Source organism: Gluconobacter sp. P1D12_c (assembly GCF_018812105.1).
In the GTDB taxonomy this organism is placed as follows: domain Bacteria; phylum Pseudomonadota; class Alphaproteobacteria; order Acetobacterales; family Acetobacteraceae; genus Gluconobacter; species Gluconobacter oxydans_A.
Genome location: NZ_JACSIQ010000178.1, coordinates 1 through 609, shown reverse-complemented (window position 1 = coordinate 609; position 609 = coordinate 1). Strand labels below are relative to the sequence as shown.

Here is a 609-nt window from a genome sequence, read left to right as displayed (position 1 = left end):
AGATAATTAGCTCAGATTTGCTGTGTCCTGCATCACAGAGCGAGCGCAGAGCGGGAGCCACGTAGTGTGGCCGTAGGCCATCTGTGTGGGATGGTTCTTGATAATCTGATTTTTATGGTAGAATGTGAGTCGAGGTTAAATCGATGGATATCTTGGCGGATTACATCGAAGAAGCCCGATAGGTTAGGAGAAGGCTCATGACGCAGGAACGTCACAACCCGACCCACATCAGTATTATAACACAACTGATGGCGATGGTTCAACACAAGACCGCCAAGACTGGTGGTCTCGGATGGAATCCGTAGGTCGTTCATATACGAAATTAGAGGCCCAAAGGGTCATCAAAGCTCAGTCATATGATGGGGGGTATTATCCTCGTTCATGGCTTGGGCATGTGTTCCATCTGGGGTGGTCTGTTGATGATATCTGCTGGCTGATATCTGCTGACTGCAAGCACCTTGGGCTTATAGCTCGGGATTATTCTGCTGATGAGAATCTGCGTTTTGCGTGTCGTTCGGAACAGGAAGACAGGCGACGCTTCAGGCTTCCTGCTGGTGGTTTAGAATACGTTCCAGAGGTTAAGGAAGCGAAGGAATCACGCGGAGAGAT

The 609-nt window shown here is 49.3% G+C and carries 1 protein-coding gene; it reads left to right on the top strand.

Annotation, left to right across the window (positions count from 1 at the left end):
- Positions 1 to 292 precede the first annotated feature (292 nt).
- On the top strand, positions 293 to 609 hold a 317-nt coding region (locus tag KP705_RS16205), incomplete at its 3' end, for a hypothetical protein (protein ID WP_215764987.1).